This is a genomic window from Rhizobium rhizogenes NBRC 13257, from assembly GCF_000696095.1.
In the GTDB taxonomy this organism is placed as follows: Bacteria; Pseudomonadota; Alphaproteobacteria; order Rhizobiales; family Rhizobiaceae; genus Rhizobium; species Rhizobium rhizogenes.
The window spans coordinates 200,703-219,603 of record NZ_BAYX01000002.1 but is presented as its reverse complement, the minus strand read 5'-3'; the positions used below and the strand labels follow the sequence as shown (position 1 = coordinate 219,603).

18 protein-coding genes are annotated in these 18,901 nt (G+C 60.9%); 6 read left to right on the top strand and 12 right to left on the bottom strand.

The genetic code is table 11. The annotated features are described in order from the left end of the window. Positions 1-6 precede the first annotated feature (6 nt). Genes RRH01S_RS05035 through RRH01S_RS05025 form a run of 3 tightly spaced genes read left to right on the top strand, consistent with a single transcriptional unit; the run spans position 7 to position 4,350 of the window. Positions 7-2,778 carry a DUF2339 domain-containing protein gene (locus RRH01S_RS05035; protein WP_042470231.1) on the top strand — a complete coding sequence of 924 codons (2,772 nt, stop codon included), beginning with the start codon at positions 7-9 and terminating at the stop codon, positions 2,776-2,778. A gap of 60 nt (positions 2,779-2,838) precedes the next feature. Further along, a complete protein-coding gene (locus RRH01S_RS05030; RefSeq protein ID WP_234711646.1) occupies positions 2,839-3,492 on the top strand; it encodes an HD domain-containing protein in 654 nt (217 codons plus the stop codon). 9 nt (positions 3,493-3,501) lie between these two features. After that, positions 3,502-4,350, top strand: a complete 849-nt coding sequence (locus tag RRH01S_RS05025) for an MOSC domain-containing protein (RefSeq protein WP_007693075.1) — start codon at positions 3,502-3,504, stop codon at positions 4,348-4,350. Between the two features lie 23 nt (positions 4,351-4,373). Here the strand turns inward: RRH01S_RS05025 and recO are convergent, their stop codons facing one another. The 10 genes from recO to rpoZ form a co-directional block, all read right to left on the bottom strand. Next, the gene (gene recO / locus RRH01S_RS05020; protein WP_007693076.1) at positions 4,374-5,153 is read right to left on the bottom strand and encodes a DNA repair protein RecO; all 780 of its coding nucleotides are present in this window, start codon (positions 5,151-5,153) and stop codon (positions 4,374-4,376) included. 58 nt (positions 5,154-5,211) lie between these two features. Beyond that, positions 5,212-5,550: a response regulator gene (locus tag RRH01S_RS05015; protein ID WP_374188744.1), complete on the bottom strand. Its 339-nt coding sequence runs from the start codon at positions 5,548-5,550 to the stop codon at positions 5,212-5,214. Positions 5,551-6,256: 706 nt separating this feature from the next. Further along, positions 6,257-7,204: a GTPase Era gene (era, locus tag RRH01S_RS05010; RefSeq protein WP_034519501.1), complete on the bottom strand. Its 948-nt coding sequence runs from the start codon at positions 7,202-7,204 to the stop codon at positions 6,257-6,259. An 8-nt stretch (positions 7,205-7,212) separates the two neighbouring features. Further along, positions 7,213-7,932, bottom strand: coding sequence for a ribonuclease III (rnc, locus tag RRH01S_RS05005; RefSeq protein ID WP_042470223.1), 720 nt, complete (start codon positions 7,930-7,932; stop codon positions 7,213-7,215). Next, entirely contained in the window at positions 7,929-8,675 is a 747-nt protein-coding gene (gene lepB, locus RRH01S_RS05000) for a signal peptidase I (protein ID WP_007693088.1), read from the bottom strand. The genes rnc and lepB overlap by 4 nt, the downstream gene beginning before the upstream one ends. Positions 8,676-8,789: 114 nt before the next feature. Continuing rightward, positions 8,790-9,194, bottom strand: a complete 405-nt coding sequence (acpS, locus tag RRH01S_RS04995; protein WP_007693090.1) for a holo-ACP synthase — start codon at positions 9,192-9,194, stop codon at positions 8,790-8,792. 40 nt (positions 9,195-9,234) lie between these two features. Next, on the bottom strand, positions 9,235-9,822 hold the full coding sequence (locus RRH01S_RS04990) for a DUF2062 domain-containing protein (protein WP_042470221.1): 588 nt from the start codon (positions 9,820-9,822) through the stop codon (positions 9,235-9,237). Between the two features lie 220 nt (positions 9,823-10,042). Then, entirely contained in the window at positions 10,043-10,192 is a 150-nt protein-coding gene (locus tag RRH01S_RS33380) for a DUF3563 family protein (protein ID WP_007693095.1), read from the bottom strand. Positions 10,193-10,383: 191 nt separating this feature from the next. Continuing rightward, positions 10,384-12,612, bottom strand: a complete 2,229-nt coding sequence (locus RRH01S_RS04985) for a RelA/SpoT family protein (RefSeq protein ID WP_042470218.1) — start codon at positions 12,610-12,612, stop codon at positions 10,384-10,386. Between the two features lie 100 nt (positions 12,613-12,712). Next, complete coding sequence (rpoZ, locus tag RRH01S_RS04980; RefSeq protein ID WP_007693102.1) at positions 12,713-13,117, bottom strand: DNA-directed RNA polymerase subunit omega; 405 nt, start codon at positions 13,115-13,117, stop codon at positions 12,713-12,715. Positions 13,118-13,426: 309 nt separating this feature from the next. Here rpoZ and RRH01S_RS04975 point away from each other — a divergent pair, with 309 nt between their 5' ends. After that, complete coding sequence (locus tag RRH01S_RS04975) at positions 13,427-14,011, top strand: LabA-like NYN domain-containing protein (RefSeq protein ID WP_007693103.1); 585 nt, start codon at positions 13,427-13,429, stop codon at positions 14,009-14,011. A 91-nt stretch (positions 14,012-14,102) separates the two neighbouring features. On the opposite strand, the gene smpB is transcribed toward RRH01S_RS04975, so the two are convergent. Both smpB and dapA read right to left on the bottom strand, forming a co-directional pair. Further along, on the bottom strand, positions 14,103-14,582 hold the full coding sequence (smpB, locus tag RRH01S_RS04970; protein ID WP_007693105.1) for an SsrA-binding protein SmpB: 480 nt from the start codon (positions 14,580-14,582) through the stop codon (positions 14,103-14,105). Positions 14,583-14,696: 114 nt separating this feature from the next. Beyond that, positions 14,697-15,581 (bottom strand): 4-hydroxy-tetrahydrodipicolinate synthase, encoded by an 885-nt coding sequence (dapA, locus tag RRH01S_RS04965; RefSeq protein WP_034518881.1) that lies wholly within the window; start codon positions 15,579-15,581, stop codon positions 14,697-14,699. Positions 15,582-15,798: 217 nt separating this feature from the next. On the opposite strand from dapA, the gene RRH01S_RS04960 reads away from it, so the two are divergent. Both RRH01S_RS04960 and RRH01S_RS04955 read left to right on the top strand, forming a co-directional pair. Then, positions 15,799-17,853 carry a lytic transglycosylase domain-containing protein gene (locus RRH01S_RS04960; protein WP_034518882.1) on the top strand — a complete coding sequence of 685 codons (2,055 nt, stop codon included), beginning with the start codon at positions 15,799-15,801 and terminating at the stop codon, positions 17,851-17,853. 83 nt (positions 17,854-17,936) lie between these two features. Then, positions 17,937-18,830 (top strand): alpha/beta fold hydrolase, encoded by an 894-nt coding sequence (locus RRH01S_RS04955; RefSeq protein WP_007693111.1) that lies wholly within the window; start codon positions 17,937-17,939, stop codon positions 18,828-18,830. Positions 18,831-18,901: the final 71 nt, after the last annotated feature.

Here is an 18,901-nt window from a genome sequence, read left to right as displayed (position 1 = left end):
GACATCATGGATTTGCTGCTGATCGCGGTCGTGGTCGTCGGTATTTTTATACTGCGGAGCTACAATCTACGGCTAGGAAAGCTCGAAAGCCGCGTCCAGGAGCTGCAAAATGCACTCGCCGGCCGGGTGCTGGCCATGGGAAGCAGCGAATCAGCCAGTGCGGCCGAAACCATCGATGTGGCCGATTCATACACCGAGGCTGCCGCGCAGCCATTGGCAGAGACGGTCGCGGCGCCTGCGGTGGAAGCCGCCGCCATGACCGATGACGGTGAAACGGCACCAATCCACGAGACCACCGCTCCCGCCTTTGCCCGGGATACCGCGGTCTCCAGTAACGAAAGCCTGGAAAGCACGATCGGCGCCCGCTGGGCCGTATGGGTCGGCGGCATCGCGCTGGCATTCGGCGGCATTTTCATGGTCAAGTATTCGATCGAGAGCGGCCTGCTCAGCCCTGGCGTGCGGCTGGCGCTTGCCGCGCTCTTCGGCCTTGTCCTTGTCGCGGCCGGCGAAGTGATCCGTCGCCGTTCCGAACCCGTTCTTGCCAACACCTTCCAGAATGCGATGATTCCCGGCGTGCTGACGGCGGCGGGTGTCGTCGCGCTGTTCGGCTCGACCTATGCCGCGCATGGCATTTACGGCTTCATCGGACCGGCGACCGCGTTCTTTCTCCTGGCATTGATCTCCCTTGCCACCCTCGGCTTGTCGCTGTTGCACGGCCAGGCGCTTGCCGGCCTCGGTCTGCTGGCCTCGATGGTCACCCCGGCCCTGATCGCCTCGACGGCGCCAAGGCCGTGGGTGCTATTCGGCTATCTCGTCCTGACCTGGCTCGCCACCGCAACCGCATCGCGGCTGCGCCGCTGGCAGATCGCGCCCGCCTTGGCCAATGTGCTCCTCGGCCTTTGGGCACTGCTCTACATTACAAACAGCCCTGTCGTTGACCTTAGCCCCGTAACACTCGCCATGCTGGTGATGATCGCCGGTACGATCTTCATCTGGCCGGGGCGTTATGAAGCCGTAGCAGCACCTAGCGAAGACCCTCCAGCGCTAGCAGAGCTAAGCGACTCAGAAGAGTCGCCAGCCTCGCAACCCGCGAGCCATCCGGTCCTGTTCCTGGCCCGCGAGCCGCTCGGCATGACGCTGACGGCATCCATTGGCGCCAGTGCAGTCGCCCTGTCGCTGTTGGGCTACAGCCTGCTGAACGGATACCCACTGCCGAACGCTACCCTTCTGTTCGCGGCGATCGTTGCGGCGGTCGCGGCCTTCGGAGCCAGCCGTTTGCATGCGGCCTGGGCGGCAATCCTGTCGGTCGCCGCCGCCGGCCTTGGCATGTCCATGGTCCTGACATCCCCGATGAATGCCGCGGATTGGGGTCTCGCGGAGGTCTCGCCGGCGCTTTATAATGTCGTGGTCTATGAAGGTCTCGGCCTCGGTGCAGTCTTCGTGCTGATCGGCGTCTTTTTCCTCAAACGGTTCGGCGAGAGCGAGAAGCCCTTTGCGGCGGTCTGGAGCGTCATCATGGCGGCCACGCCGCTGGCGATCGCTGTCATCAGCTATATCACCTTCGGCAACTGGACCCGCGACTGGCTGCATGGGCTCTATGGCATCGGGCTCGCCGTCATCCTGATGGCGCTCGCCGAATGGCAGCATCGCCGCTCCGCCGAGAGCAGTCTGGCGCTGCCGACGAATATCCTCGCGGCCGGCTCCTTCGCCGCTGCCGTCCTTGCCCTGCATACGCTTGCCCACGACGCCGTGGCGACGATCCTGCTGCCGGTGCTGGGCATTGCCTATCTGCTGGCCGGGCGGGTCCGCTCGTGGCTGGTGCTGCCATGGACGATGGTCGCGGCGCTGATCATCACCATGGGGCGCATTGCCTGGCAGCCGACGATCGTCGACCCGGGTGAGCTCGGCACGACGCCGGTCTTCAACATGCTGCTTGCCGGCTACGGTATCCCCGCCGCACTCGCCGTCTGGTCCGCCTTTGAGGTCAGGCATTTGCCGAGCCTCAGACTGCGCAACGCATTGCAGGCGCTGGCGAGCCTTCTGGTGCTGCTGACCATCGCCATCCTCGTGCGTCATGCGATGAATGGCGGCGTGCTGAATTCAAACGTTCCGACGCTTGGCGAACAATCGATCTACACATTGCTGGCGATCGGAGCCTCGGCGACGCTGATGGCGCTCGATCTCAGCGCATCGAGCCCTGTCTTCCGCTATGGCGGCATGGCAGTCGGCGTCCTCTCCGTCATCTCGATCCTGACGCTGCATCTGCTCGGGCTCAATCCGTTCATCACCGGCGAGAGTACGGGCCGGATCCCCTTCTTCAACCTGCTGCTGCTCGGCTATCTGCTGCCGGCGCTCGCCTATGCCGGGTTGGCGCTCTATGCGCGAAACAGGCGGCCCCTGCCCTATGTGACCATGCTGGCAGTCGCCGGCGCCGTCATGACCTTTGCCTGGGCGACGCTATCGGTGCGCCGCTTCTGGCAGGGCGAGTATATTGCGCTCTGGAACGGCTTCATTCAGGGAGAACTCTACTCCTACTCCGTCGTCTGGTTGGCGATCGGCATCGCCCTTCTCTGGCTCGGGGCACGCTTCGATGCGCGCAGCCTGCGCATCGCCTCCGCCGCGCTGGTCTTCGTCGCCGTCGTCAAGGTCTTCCTGATCGACATGGCAAATCTGGAGGGTTTCCTGCGGGCACTGTCCTTCATCGGCCTCGGCGCGGTATTGATCGGCATCGGCTTGTTCTATCAGAAGCTCCTGACGGGCAAGAAGGCCTCGGAGTGATTGCAGAGAATCTCCGCGCTCGATAGGAACAGGAGAGATCATTCCGACACGGGGCTGACGATGGACACCAACAGGATGGCGCGGGCCTTTGCCCCGTTCGAAACGCTGGCTGCGGATCTTATCCCGCATGCGGCCGATGGCGATGACGGTTCGCATGACATCGCCCATATCCTGCGCGTATTCAGAAACGCCATGGCCATCCAGGCCGAGGAAGGCGGCAATGCCCGCATCCTCGCCGCCGCCGTATTGCTGCATGACTGTGTCTCGGTCGAGAAGAACTCGCCGCATCGCGCCCAGGCATCGAGGCTCGCCGCCGAGAAGGCATCCGGTGTTTTTAGGGAGCTTGGATGGGCCGATGAGGATATCGCCGCCGCTGCGCATGCCATTACCACGCACAGCTTCTCGGCCAATCTGCCGCCGGAAACGCTGGAGGCGAAGATATTGCAGGACGCCGACCGGCTGGATGCGATCGGCATGGTCGGCGCCGCCCGCTGTTTCTATATTGCCGGGCGTATGGGCTCCGGTCTCTACGATCCGTTCGATCCACTTGCCACGGAGCGGCCGCTTGACGACAAGCGCTTCGCCATCGATCATTTCGAGACGAAGCTGTTCAAACTGGCGGATGGGTTCCAGACCGAAGCCGGCCGCAGGTTCGCCGGCGACCGGCATGAGCGGCTGAAGACCGTGCTGGCAATGTTCATCGACGAAATCTGAGGGCTATTCATGCAGGTCAGCGACCTCTTCATCTATCCGCTCAAGAGCGCGCGCGGCATAGCCATTTCCTCCGCCACCATCGATGCCTTCGGTCTGGCCGGCGATCGCCGGGCCATGCTAGTCGACCCCTCAGGCCGTTTCATTACCCAGCGCGAATTGCAGGATATTGCCCGCATCGAAATCCAGCCGGCTCCCTCTTATTTGCGGCTGAAAATGGAGGGCAAGGCCGACATTATCGTGCCCCCGCCCCACCCGGATAATCGAATGGACGTCGTCGTCTGGAAGTCGGCCGTCAATGCCTCCGTCGCCGACGACGCGACGAACACGGCGCTGTCCGGCTGGCTCGGGCGCGATATCAGGATGGTGTTCTTCGACAGGCTCGCCACGCGCATTGCCAGCCCGGAATGGGCGGGCGACGGGACCCCGGTCACCTTTTCCGATGGCTATCAGATCCTGATCACCACCACCGGCTCGCTGAGGGCGCTGAATGCCGATCTTGCCGCCCATGGCGAGGGCTCGGTCGGCATGGAACGTTTCCGCCCGAACATCGTCATCGACTGCGACGAGGAATGGCCGGAGGACCGCTGGGCGGCGATCGAAATCGGCGGCATTCGCCTCGATCTCGTCAAGCCCTGCGCCCGCTGCATCATGACGACACAGGACCAGCAGACGGGCTCACGCGACGTTCCGAACCCTATGCCGGCCATGGGCCGCGTCCGCATGTCCGCCGATCGCCGTGTTCCAGGCCCGCTCTTCGGCTGGAATGTCGTCCCGCGCGGCGAAGGTACCGTGAAGATCGGCGATGTGGTGACAGTGATCGAGGAACGGGCGGAAGGCTGGGCATTCAAGCGGCGATAGTCGCTTCGCCAATTTAACAAGCCTCAACGTTTGGCGGCGATGACCGGCGGATTGTCCGGTCGATCCAGCGAAACGGCATTCACCGCTTTCAGCGCGGCTTGAATGAAACCCTCGCGCGCCGCGGCGATCTCGATGCCGCGCGGCTCGTAGACATGGCGATGCAGGAAGAAGCCGGTCAGGCGGAAGGCGGCGGCGAGGCTTTCGCCATTCGCGGCCTCGACGGTGCCCGCGGCAAGAAAAGGCGGCAGCGCCAGCATCTTGTCGGCCCAGGGCGCACCGGCCGTACGGCAGACCGCGCGTCCGGTCTTCGGCGAAACGAAAGCCAGGTCGTCACGCACCCCGGTCGCGGCGCATTCACCCAGATCCAGGCCATAGCCAAGCTCGTTGAGCACCGCCAACTCGAAGCGGACGAAAAGCTCGCCTGCGTCCATCGGGTTCTGCATGTTCTCGAGGATGACGTCGAGCGCGTCGTAGAGATAGGGATGCGGATCGCGCTCCGGCAGCAGGCGCAACAAAGCGCCCATGGCCTGCACGCCATAGACCGCGGTCGCCGTCTCCATCAGCCTCGCTGCCCGCAGCCGCACCGGCTCCATGCGGAACTCACCGAGATGTTCGTGCAGCCGCGCGCGCCACGTCACCTCGACCAGATTGCCCGGCTGCAGCACCGGCTGCATGGAACGCGACCGGCCGGAGCGCACCAGTCCCATATGCCGGCCGCGATCACGCGTCATCACCTCGGCGATGACGCTGGTCTCGCCGAGGCGTTTGACGCCCAGAATAATCGCATGGTCCTGCCACTGCATCGGCCGGTTTGTCCCGTAGACTGTCTTGATTCGAGTTTAGGACAAACGGCGGGCGCTGTCACATCTCGGAGGATCTGCTTGCCGATGACAGCTTGTCGACGAACACCCGCATGGCGGCCTCGTCGAAGGGCTTGTTGAGCAGCGGCACATGCCGCAGGTCCGCCGGGAAATCGAGCGTATCGGAATAGCCGCTGACGAAACCGAAGGCGATGCCGCGCTCGACCAGCAACCGGGCAAAGCCGAAGCTCATCGACTCCCCCAGATTCACATCCAGCATCGCAAAATCATAGTGATCGGTATGAATGGCGTTGACTGCCTGCTTCAGGTTCGAGGCGATTTCCACCTCCGCGACCCCGACAAGGCGAAGGATTTCCTCCGCCTCCATGGCAATGATCAAATTATCTTCCAAAATAAGAGCGCGCTGAACCGTCATATCAGCGCCACCCCTGCATGCGTGCGCCTGACGACGCCACGCCCCGTAGTACTTTCCACATCTATCCCTCCGGCGCCAATCATCGGCCCGTGTTGAATGGACGGCATTCCCCCATCCGTGTTGGCTCGGTCTCAAGTCACATGACCTTGCCCTAACCCGCTTCGCACTTTTCGCCCCGCGGTACTATGGGCTCGTGATCATGCTCCAATCGCTTTTGCCGCTGCGGTTAGTAAGAGGTGAAACCGGTCGAAAAGTGACGGTGATAATAGTCTATGTTGATACACTATTAGCCGCCATTAAAAAGACATGTGCCAGATCGTGTCAACGCCCCCGCCTGCCGAGCATTCACTTGTCCGAATAGAGCCGTCCCGATTCGCGCAAGCGTGGTGAACCCGTCGGCCTACCAACAAGCCACAGCTGCGCGCCGCGAGTGGATCAACCCGCGTTTCGATAGCTTTTTCAATGCTTTGTTTGTTAGAACGGCGGAGAGACGGATGAGGTCGCCGGGATCAAATGGGCGACGGCCTGCCAGTGCCCTTCTTCAAGGGGTCTGCTGGAAAGATCCAACCGAAGAGATGCGCGAGGGGGTAATCACCCAAAAAATCGCCGTGCCGGCTCCAGCATTTGTCCGGCGATTGTCGCGAGGTGAGACAATCGCCGGAGCTCAATTCTATCCGCGCGGGAACTCGAGCCCCATTTCGCGGAAGCGTTCTGGATCGTCGCCCCAGTTCTCGCGCACCTTCACGAAGAGGAAGAGATGCACGGGCTGTTCCAGGATCGCTGACAGCTCCTTGCGCGAGGCGGTGGAGATCGCCTTGATCGCCTCGCCCGATTTGCCGAGGGTGATCTTCTTCTGGCTTTCGCGCTCGACATAGATCACCTGCTCGATGCGAACCGAGCCGTCCTTGCGCTCTTCCCACTTTTCCGTCTCGACATGCGAGGAATAGGGAAGCTCCTGATGCAGGCGCAGGAACAGCTTTTCACGGGTAATTTCGGCCGCAAGCTGGCGCATCGGCAGATCGGAGATCTGATCTTCCGGATAATACCACGGTCCCTCAGGAAGGGTCTTTGCCAGATAGTTCATGACATCGTCGCAGCCCGAGCCGTTTTCGGCCGAGACCATGAAGGTCTCCTGGAAGGCGATCTTCTCGTTGGCGGCGGCGGCAAGCGCCAGTAGGTCTTCGCGGCGAACGCGGTCGATCTTGTTGAGAACAAGGATCTTCGGCTGAAAGACTTCCTTCAGCCCCTCGAGAATGGCTTCGGCATCGCCGCGTATTCCGCGTTCGCTGTCGATCAAGAGCATGATGAGATCGGCATCCTTGGCGCCGCCCCAGGCGGAGGTCACCATGGCGCGGTCGAGGCGGCGGCGCGGCTTGAAGATGCCGGGCGTATCCATGAAGACGATCTGCGCATTGTCGTGGATCGCGATGCCGCGCACGATGGCGCGCGTCGTCTGCACCTTATGGCTGACGATCGACACTTTGGCGCCGACGAGCCGGTTGACGAGCGTCGACTTGCCGGCATTGGTCGGGCCGATAAGGGCCACGAAACCCGAATGCGTCGGGCCGCTATTTTCAGCTGCACCTTCGCCGGCAGCCGTGTCTTCCTGATTGGTCATTTTTTCCGTCATTTCTGAGCCGACTGCGGCTGCCATATGCCTTCACGCTCCAGGATCCGCGTCGCAGCCACCTGCTCGGCGGCGCGCTTGGAGCGTTCTATACCGGTTTCGGGCGCGGCTCCCGCCACTTCCACCGTCACCGTGAAGCGGGGATCATGATCCGGTCCGCTGCGGTCATCAACCCTATAAACGGGGGTGACGCCGAATTTCGCATGCGCCCATTCCTGCAATTCCGTCTTGGCGTCGCGGCGGGCGCCATCGGGCCGGACAGCACGCCCTTCCCAATAGCGCAGAATGAACTTGCGCGCCACTTCGAGGCCGCCATCGAGATAGAGCGCCGCGATCAGGCTTTCGACGACATCGGCGCGCACGTTCAGCATGCGCTTGCCGGTCAGTTTCTTCACATCGGCACCGGTGCGGATGAAGAGATGCAGCTGCATCTCGTCGGCAACCGCCGCGCAGGTCTCGGCACTGACGAGTTGGTTGAGGCGCACCGAGAGCTCGCCCTCAGTCGCCGCACCAAACGTGCGGAACAGGAGCTCGGCGATGCACAGACCTAAAACCCGGTCGCCGAGAAATTCCAGCCGCTCGTAATTGCCCGCCTTGTGCGTGCGGGCGCTGGCATGCGTCAGAGCCCAGTCCAGGCGCTCCTTTTCCACGAAGGCATGGCCTATCGCGGCTTCAAGCGTAAGACGATCCGCCTGCGAGAGCGTCGGCGTCTTCGTCATTCGACAACCTTGAAGAGGCGGTCCCAACGCATATTGGTCGGCCATTTCCAGATTTCGCGGAACGACGTGTCATGTCCGAGCGAGAAGAAGATGACGCTGGCGCGACCGATCAGGTTCTCAGCCGGCACGTAACCGACATCGAAGCGGCTATCGTCGGAATTGTCGCGGTTATCACCCATCATGAAGTAGTGATCGGCCGGAACGACATATTCCTGGGTGTTGTCGCCGCGCGAGGTCGGAGAGAGGTCCAGCGTATCGTAGACCTTGCCGGAGTCCGCCAGCCGCTCGCTATAGACGGGGATCTTGTCGCCCGGCTCCTGGCTGTAATCCGAGGCGAAAGTGCCGTGCGGCTCACGCGGAACGGCCTCGCCGTTGATATAGAGAATATCGTTCTTCACCTGAATGCGGTCACCCGGCAGACCGATGACGCGCTTGATATAGTCGACATCCGGGTTCGGCGGGAAACGGAAGACGACGACGTCGCCGCGCTTCGGTTCGCTGCCGAAAATGCGGCCGCTGAACAGGTCAGGCGAGAAAGGCAAAGAATATTTCGAATAGCCGTAGGCGAACTTATTGACGAAGATATAGTCTCCGACAAGAAGCGTCGGCATCATCGAGCCGGACGGAATGGTGAAGGGCTGAAATAGCACCGTGCGGATGATCATGGCCAGGACGAGAGCCTGTACGATAACCTTGATGTTTTCCCAGAGGGCGTTCTGCTGTTTTTCGGCTTTCTCGGACACGCAGTCTTATTCCTTGTTCGCACCCCACCGGCGCACTTTCATTCAGGCACTCTCTACCCGCTTCATATCACGGCGGCAATGGCGCCGGTATCAAAAGCGACATAGGGCTGTCATTCAGCCGGCAATCGGCAGCGCCTCGATAATCACAAAAGCTTGAGCAAGAGGAAAATCATCGGTTATCGTCAAATGAATGGCGGCGCGGTGATTTTCCGGCAGCATGGCGGCCAGCCTCCTGGCTGCTCCGCCCGTCAATTGCATGGTCGGTTTGCCGCTCGGCAGGTTGACCACACCCATGTCACGCCAGAAGACCCCTTGCGCAAGGCCGGTGCCGAGCGCCTTGGAACAGGCTTCCTTGGCGGCGAAACGCTTGGCGTAGGAGGCGGCCTTGTTCTTGCGCCCTTCGGACTTGGCGCGCTCGATGTCGGTGAAACAGCGCTCGGTGAAGCGTGTGCCGAAACGCTCGATCGATTTCTCGACGCGGCGGATGTCGATGAGGTCGCTGCCGATCCCGATGATCATGAGAAGGCCCTCCAGCCGGCCGCGACGATATCAGCGTTCGTCAGACGCCCGATGCGTTTTCGGCAAGCGACAGGCGCTCGCGGGCGCGTTCCATCAGCCGTTCCTTGCGGCGGGTCTTGAAGCTCTTCACGCCGTAATAGGTCAGAGCATAGACGATGACACCCGAAACGATCGCCGGCGGAATGCCGCCGATCAGCATCGGCTTCAGAACCGGATCCCAGATTTGCGAGAGATCGCCCTTGTGCCACAGCGCCGGCAGATCGACACCACCGCCCTGCCCGCCGCTGTCGCGCGCCAGGATCAGATGGCCGATTTCCCAGGTGAAGGCCCAGATGAAGGGGTAGGTGATAGGATTGCCGGCCGCCAGACAGCCGAGCGCGGAGGCAACCACATTGCCGCCGATCAGATAGGCGATGATGATCGCCATCACAAAATGCACGCCGATAAAAGGAGTCCAGGACACGACGATGCCCGCCGCAAAACCAGCCGCCACCGAATGCGGCGAAGCGGCAAGGCGCACAAGGCGTTTTCCAAAATATTGGAACGAGCGGACAAAACCCTTACGGGGCCAAAGATGCTCCCGCAGTTTCTCGCTGAACGTCAGTGGTTTTCGGCGTCGAAATAACATGCGGCTTATCTAGTGTATTGAGGGCCGTCATGACAAGAGCGGCAAAGCGTTCATGCGCTGATTGTCCAGCAACCGTGCCCTGCTCTTTGGAGCGTTACGTGTTCAAGACACGAAAACCGCTCCAGCTTCTGGATCAGGAACATTCAATCCGCTCGTGGCGGGATGCTCCAAGGGCGCAGCAACTGTCACGCCCCTTCCCATTCGAAAGTATTGTCAGCGATTAACGCTGACGGAACATGCCGCGATCGACCTGACGCTGACGATATTCAAGGTCAAAACGGTCGTGCGAGCCGTTCAGGTAAGCCATTTCGCGCTCTTCAGCACTCGGAACACGCAGGGCACGGGCGAATTTCTTGATAGGACCAAACATTGTCTTCTCTCATCTCTGTTTCGTTTCTTCGATGACCAGAAGATAAGCGTTGCAAAGGTTAATTACCAACGCTGTAAAACCGATACAGCCATGCGTATATCGCATGGCTGCACATAATGGTGGTCGGATTTGACCATAAATTGGTCACAAAATATGCAGCCACGCCGGATCGGCGCCATCGCTACAGATAATTATTCGTAAAGCCGTTTTACAGTGGCGATGCAGTCGAGCTCCTTTAGCTGCACCAGGAGCTGGTTGAGCTGGCGCAGATCCCAGACTTCGACGTCGAGAGCCATCTCGGTAAAGTCGGCGGCAACGCGCACGGTGTTGAGAATGCGGATATTGACGTCGACGCCGGCAACCGTCTGCGCGACCTTGGCGAGCGTGCCGGGTTCGTTCAGCGCATTGATCAGGATCCTCGCGCCAAAGCGAGACTTGTTGGCCTCGTCCAGATCCCAGCGCACATCGATCCAGCGCTCCGGCTGATCGTCGAAGCGCTGCAGCACCGGCGACTGGATCGGATAGATGGTGATCCCCTTGCCTTTTTCCATGATGCCGACGATGCGATCGCCGGGCACGGCACCCGTCGGGGCGAAATGCACCTCGACATCCGCCGCCAGGCCACGGATCGGCAGGGCATCGATACCCTCGATGCTGGCCGCGAGATCAGCCTTTGTCTTGCCGGGGATCTTGAAGATCATACCGGAGGCGCTGCGGACGTTGAACCAGCCTTCGTCACCGGCGGGCTTGACGGTCACGCGCTCGTCCTGATGGTCGGGATAGACGGCGCGCAGCACATCGAGCGACGACATCTCCCCGCGCCCGACGGCGGCAATCGCGTCCTCGACATCCTTCTGGCCGAGGCGATGCAGCGCCGGCTTCAGCGCCTCGCGCGAAAAGACCTTGCCGGCGCGCTCGAAGGTGCGCTCCAGAATACGGTGACCGAGGCCGGCATATTGCTTGCGGATGGCAAGACGCGTGGCGCGGCGGATGGCGGCGCGCGCCTTGCCAGTCACGACGATCTCTTCCCAGGCAGCCGGCGGCACCTGCACGCCGGAGCGGATGATCTCGACTTCATCGCCATTGGTCAGGCGCGTCACCAGCGGCATGATGCGGCCATTGATCTTGGCGCCGACGGTGGTGTCGCCGATATTTGTGTGAACCGCATAGGCGAAATCGATCGGCGTGGCGCCGCGCAGCAGCGCGATCAGCTTGCCCTTCGGTGTGAAGCAGAAAACCTGATCCTGGAAGAGCTCAAGCTTGGTATGTTCAAGGAACTCTTCCGGGCTGTCGCCTTCGGCCAGCGCCTCGATGGTGTGGCGCAGCCAGGAATAGGCATTGCTTTCGCGCGACAGCAGCTCGCCGTCGCCATTGCTGTTGCCGTCCTTGTCCTTGTAGAGCGCATGGGCGGCAATGCCGAATTCGGCGATTTCATGCATGCGCTTGGTGCGGATCTGCAGCTCGATGCGCTGGCTGGACGGGCCGACGATGGTGGTGTGCAGCGAGCGATAGTCGTTCTGCTTCGGCGTCGAGATGTAATCCTTGAACCGGCCGGGCACGACACGCCAGCGCGTATGCACGATGCCGAGCGCGCGATAGCAGGAGGGAATATCGTCGACGAGCAGGCGGAAGCCATAGACGTCGGACAGCTGTTCGAAGGAAAGCGACTTCGACTGCATCTTGCGGAAGACCGAATAAGGCTTCTTCTGTCGCCCCTTGACCATGGCATTGGCAAGGCCGTTGGCGACCAGGAGGTCGCGCAGTTCCACCTCGATCTTCTTCACCAGACCTTCATTGCGCCGTGACAGCTCCTCGAGGCGCTTGGTCACCGTTTCATTCGCTTCGGGATTGATGTGGCGGAAGGAAAGCTCCTCCAGCTCTTCGCGCATGTCCTGCATACCCATGCGGCCGGCGAGCGGCGCATAGATTTCCATCGTCTCTTCGGAGATGCGAGCGCGCTTTTCCGGCGACATATGGTCGAGCGTACGCATATTGTGCAGGCGGTCGGCGAGCTTGACCAGCAGCACGCGGACATCGTCGGAAATGGCGAGCAGCAGCTTGCGCAGGTTTTCCGCCTGCTTCGCCTTCTTGGTGACGAGATCGAGCTTCTTGATCTTGGTCAGCCCCTCGACCAGACGGCCGATATCCTCGCCGAACAGCTCATCGATTTCGGCGCGCGTCGCGGTCGTGTCTTCGATCGTGTCGTGCAGGAGAGCGACGGCGATCGTCGATTCATCCAGACGCATGTCCGTCAGGATGGCGGCGACTTCGAGGGGATGGGAAATATAGGGGTCGCCGCTGGCGCGTTTCTGCTGCCCATGTTTCTGCATCGCATAGACATAGGCCTTGTTGAGAAGAGCTTCGTTGGCATCGGGCTTGTATTTCTGCACACGCTCGACAAGCTCGTATTGCCGCATCATTCCCAAGCTACTCCAGCAAAAACAAAAGCGCGCCAGTCATACGACCGGCGCACACATTACTTCATCATATCGCTCTTGGTTAGAGCATCAAGCTCGACGATCAGTAATCGTCGCTTTTTTCTGGCGGAACAAGGCCTTCGATGCCAGCCAGCAGTTCCTCTTCCGACATCTGGTCGAAAGTGACAGCTTCCGGAGCATCTTCTTCCTCGTCGCCCGAAGCCGAGGCGTTGCCGCCAGCGGCCAGCAGGCTTGCCGGATCGGGTTCCGGCTCGTCGATTTCGACGTGCTTCTGCAGCGAATGGATCAGGTCTTCCTTGAGATCGTCGGGAGACAGCGTCTCATCGGCGATTTCGCGCAAGGCCACGACCGGGTTCTTGTCGTTATCGCGGTCGATGGTAATCGAGGAACCCTGCGAAATCAGGCGCGCGCGATGGCTGGCGAGCAACACGAGCTCGAACCGGTTCTCAACTTTATCAATGCAATCTTCTACTGTGACACGGGCCATTGCCTGTCCTTTGCGGTCGTGATGTCGTCATCATGTCTCGGAGTAGCACGCCGATACAAGCAAACGAAGGCAAATTCAAGTTTTTCCTGCTGCAGGGGTCCCAATCCCCCCACAATGCGCTAAAATTCAATAGACAAATCATGGATTCTACTTAAGATTGCTTGGAATATCACATTACGTGCCCTAAATCTCGGCTATATGAATGATTCATAAAGTAATACGAATTGTTCGCCGGCGTCATGCAAGACATTGTTTTGACTACATTTTGCGTACGGTAATTGCATTTTGATAACAGTGGATATGTAAGCGATGTTCGACCCACGCGAAAAAATTGCACTTTTTATAGACGGCGCCAATCTCTACGCCGCATCCAAGAGCCTCGGTTTCGATATTGACTACCGTAAGCTGTTGAAAGCGTTCCAAAAGCGCGGATATCTGCTGCGTGCCTATTATTATACCGCCTTAATCGAGGATCAGGAATACTCCTCGATCCGCCCGCTGATCGACTGGCTCGACTATAATGGCTACAAGGTCGTCACCAAGCCGGCGAAGGAATTCACCGACTCCATGGGCCGCCGCAAGATCAAGGGCAACATGGATATCGAGCTGGCGATCGATGCCATGGAGCAGTCCGAAACCGTCGATCATCTGGTGATCTTCTCCGGCGACGGCGACTTCACCACCCTGGTCGAGGCGTTGCAGCGTCGCGGCCGCAAGGTGTCGGTCATCTCCACCATGGCCACCCAGCCGCCAATGATCGCCGACGACCTGCGCCGCCAGGCCGATCACTTCATCGACCTCGTCTCGCTGAAGGCCGAAATCGGCCGCGATCCCTCCGATCGTCCACAGCGTCCGGCCGAACCGGCGGCTACTGCGGCTGATGCCGAGGAATAGGTGACCCCGCAGCGGATGCATATCGTATTCGCTGCGCCACCGGCCCTTTACTAGGGCATCTTGAGTTCAGCCTAACGGCCGCCCGTCACCGTCACCTATTGTCCTTGAGGATGCGGCCCTTCTGCCGGTTCCAATCGCGTTCCTTCTCGGATTGACGCTTGTCGTGAAGCTTCTTGCCCTTGGCAAGCGCCAGTTCGAGCTTGGCGCGACCGTTGTCGTTGAAATAGATCTTCAACGGGATCAGCGTCATGCCTTCGCGATTGATGCCGGAGCGCAGCCGGCCGATTTCACGGCCCGAGAGCAACAGCTTGCGGCGGCGGCGCGGCTCGTGATTGAAGCGGTTCGCCTGCAGATATTCCGGCAGATAGGAATTGATCAGCCAGATCTCGCCGTCTTCGTCCGAGGCATAGGATTCGGCGATATTGGCCTTACCCTCGCGCAGGGACTTGACCTCGGTGCCCATCAGCACGATGCCGGCCTCATAGGTATCGATGATCTCGTAATTGAAGCGCGCCTTGCGGTTCTCCGCGACAATCTTCTTCACTACGCGTTGGCTGCCTTTGGGGGCCATGATTTTTCTTCTTCTTTTTCGTGCGTCAATTCCGAGGTTCCAGACCTTAAATAAGCGAGACCGCCCTCCTTGTGAAGAGAGCGGCCTCGAATAGGACTGGCGTCGGTGTTGCCGTCAGTTCAGCAGGCCGGCATGGCGCATGGCGGCATCGATGGCCGCTTCCGTACCCGGCTCCAGCGTCGAGAGCAGCGGTGAGCGTACATTGCGGCTCATCCGGCCGAGGCGGGACAGGCCGTATTTGGCGCCGCAGAGGCCGGGCTCCAGGAAGATCGCCTTGTGCAGGGGCATCAACCGATCCTGGTAGGCGAGCGCCTTGGCATAATCACCCGCAAGCGTTGCCGCCTGTAGTTCGGCACAAAGGCGCGGCGCGACATTGGCCGTTACCGAGATGCAGCCAACGCCGCCATGGGCGTTGAAGCCGAGCGCCGTCGCATCCTCGCCGGAAAGCTGACGGAAATCGTTGCCGCAGGTGATGCGCTGCTCGGACACGCGCTCGATCTTGCCGGTCGCATCCTTGACGCCAACGATGTTGCCATAGGCCTTGGCAAGCGCGCCCATGGTTTCCGGCGTCATGTCGACGACAGAACGGCCAGGAATATTGTAGATATAGATCGGCAGCTTCACCGCTTCCGCAACGGCCGCAAAGTGTGCGTAAAGCCCCTTCTGCGTCGGCTTGTTGTAGTAAGGGGTGACCACCAGAACCGCATCGGCGCCAACCTTTTCGGCATGCTGGGCAAGCTCGATCGCCTCGCGGGTATTGTTGGAGCCGGCGCCGGCCATGACGGGGACGCGCTTGTTCGCAACTTCGATCGAGAGCTCAACGACACGCTTATGCTCGTCATGCGACAGGGTCGGCGATTCACCCGTCGTGCCGACGGGAACGAGCCCGCTGCTGCCCTCTTTGATCTGCCAATCGACATGGGAAGCGAAAGACGCTTCATCCACCTTGCCGGCGTCAGTGAAGGGCGTAACGAGTGCGGGAATGGACCCCTGGAACATGCAAGTCTCCTCGCGGCGCGCTTTCACGCTTCAGCCGCAATCCATGGTTATGAATCCGCGCACCATAAAGCGCCGACTTGCCGGCGACAAGCAGGCTTTCAATGGTGAAGGGCAGTTTCCGATATCATAATTGATTGAAATTCGGACCAACGCTAAGGTTTCGTTAATATAAATTTCGGCAAATGGAAGGGACCTGTTTTTTGTTGTGAGTAACCGGATGAAAAGACCTCTCGTGATCATGACTGCTGTGGGCGTGGCGGTCGCGTGGGGCGCTTTTGCGTCACAACTTCCCGGTGAACAGGCACTCCCCCGCAAGACGACCGATGTGGCGATGAGCGCACCGGATCCATTGAACACGGGAGCCATCCCGCGCGGCACCGCCGTAGCGCCTCTCAACAGCGACCTCAAGACCGGCCTCGACGCCCTTTCCAACAAGAACCCGATGCAGGCACTCGCCATCCGCAACGGCATGGGCCAGGGCACGCTCGACCGTCATATCCTGACCTGGGCGATCGCCACCTCGGGCCAGACCGGCGTTCCCTCCGGCGAAATCGCCGCGGCGGCACGCGAACTTTTGGGATGGCCTGGTCTCGGCAGCCTACGCGCCAACTCCGAACGGGCGCTCTACACCGAAAATCCCCCGACAGATCAGGTCCTTGCCGCCTTCGGCAATACGCAGCCGGAAACGCCGGAAGGCAGCGTGATCCTGTCGCGCGCGCTGGTTTCGCGCGGCGCATCGGCGCAAGCCGCCAAGCTCATTCGCAAGATCTGGCGCGACGAGGCGCTGGACAAATCCTTCGAAGACAAGATCCTCGCGGAATTCTCCGCCCTGCTGACACCCGCCGATCACAAGGCGCGCATGGACTATCTGCTCTATCGCGACCGCACGGCGCAGGCCAAGCGCTTCGGCGATCTCGGCAGGGCGCAATCGCTCTACAAGGCCTGGGCAGCCGTCAACAATCGCTCCGCCAATGCCAGCGCACTGCTTGCCAATATCGATGCGCAATGGCGCAAGGATCCGGCCTATCTTTTCATGCGGATCGAAAACCTGCGCCGCCAGGACAAATATGACGATGCCGCCAGTCTGTTGACACAGATGCCGCGCGACCGCGCAGCACTCGTCAATACGGGCGCATGGTGGAACGAACAGCGCATCGTCAGCCGCGGCCTGGTGGACCAGGGTAATTTCAAAACCGCCTACCGCGTCGTCGATGCCAGTGCTGCCGAGAGCCCGCAGGATGTCGGCGAGGCAGAATTCCATGCCGGCTGGTATGCGCTGCGCGGCCTGCAGAACGGCGCTGCGGCCTCGACGCATTTCCGCAAGATCCTGCAGGTGTCGAACGGCCCGATCTCACAGTCGCGCGCCTGGTACTGGCTCGGCCGCGCGGCCGAAGCCGGCGGTCCCGGCAAGGCTTCAGAATTCTATGCGAAGGCGGCCTCCTATCCGAGCACCTTCTATGGCCAGCTCGCTGCCGAAAAGCTCGGCCGGCGGACATTGAACGTCGCCTACCCCTCGCCGACGAGCGACGACCGGCGCATCTTCCAGTCTCGTGAAGCTGTCCAGGCCATCACGCGGCTCGAAGCGGCAGGCCATGGCTGGCGCGCCGAGGCGCTCTATCGGGCATTGGCCAAGCAATTGGATAGCCCCGGCGAGATCGCCATGCTGGCGGCGCGGGCCGAGCGCTCCGGCAATCACCAGCTCTCCCTTCAGGTCGGCAAGATCGCCTATGGCCGTGGCGTCGATGTCGCGGCACTTGCCTTCCCGATCGGCGTCATTCCGGACAATGCCAATATTTCCGGCTCGGGCAAGGCGCTCGCCTATGCCATCGCCCGGCAGGAAAGCGCCTTCAATCCGGCAGCCGTCTCCTCGGCCAATGCGCGCGGCCTGTTGCAACTTCTGCCAAAGACGGCAAAGGCCGTCGCTGGCCGACATGGTCTGGCCTATTCCGACGCCAAGCTGACGCAGGATGCCGGCTACAACGCAACGCTCGGCGCGCACTATCTCGGCGAGCAGATCGACGCCTTTGGCGGCTCCTACATCCTGACCTTCATTGCCTACAATGCCGGCCCGAACAAGGTTCCGGAATGGATCAGCCGCTATGGCGATCCGCGTGGCAAGTCGATCGACGACGTCGTCGACTGGATCGAGCGCATCCCCTTCCCCGAAACGCGCAATTACGTTCAGCGCGTGATGGAGAACTATCAGGTTTACAAGGCGCGGCTTGGTCAGAAGACCGATATCGAGCGCGATCTGATCTACGGCCGCGGCTAAGTCCATCGCTCGCAAGCCCGATTGTCCACGGCGGCAAAATGGCGTTACATCCCTCGTGAAATGTCATCCACGGGGGACTATCGATGAGCAGCGACGATGAGAGCGGCTTTGTTGTCAGAACGATCTCGGCACCGGACGGACTGAAGCTCTATGCCCGCGATTACGGCGGCAGCGAATCACCGGTCGCCGGTCCGCCACCCGTCATCTGCCTGCCGGGTCTCACCCGCAATTCGCGGGATTTTCATCAGTTGGCGCTGCTTCTGTCCCGCGATCCGGCTGCGCCGCGCAGGGTGATTACGCTCGATGCGCGCGGGCGCGGCTTGTCTGCCAGAGACGACGACAAGAGCCACTATAATCTCGTTGTGGAAGCCCAGGACGTGCTCGCCCTATGCTCCGCGCTCGATATCTCTCAAGCCGTCTTCATCGGCACGTCGCGCGGCGGCCTCGTCCTGCATCTGCTGGCCGCCAGCCGTCCCGATCTTCTGAAGGCGATCATTCTCAACGACATTGGTCCCGTTCTGGAGAAGGAAGGGCTTGGCGATATTCGCGACTATCTGAACCGCGATCGGAAGCCGGCCGACTGGAGCGAGGCCGCCGACATCCTGCGGGAAAATCACGGTGCCACCTTCTCGGCGCTCGCGGATGAGGATTGGCGCGACATGGCGCGGGCGATCTACACTGTCAAAGATGAAAAGATCGTCGCTGATTATGACCCCGCAATTGCCGCACAGATGCAGGCGCTGGACCTTGAGGCGCCGCTTCCGGATCTGTGGCCGCAATTCGAGGCATTCCGAGACATCCCGCTGATGGTGATTCGCGGGGAAAACTCCAAACTGCTGACAATGGCGACGGTCGAGGAAATGGCACGGCGCCATCCCGGCATGACGATCAAGACTGCCGTGGGGCAAGGACATGCGCCCATCCTGCATCTCGGGGATATCCCGGCTGCGGTCGGGGATTTCCTCGCGGCGAGCTGAGCCTGCGCGACAGCAAGCGTAAGCCAAGAACAGAAATGGCCCGGTTGGGAAAACCGGGCCATTTCCTTCTG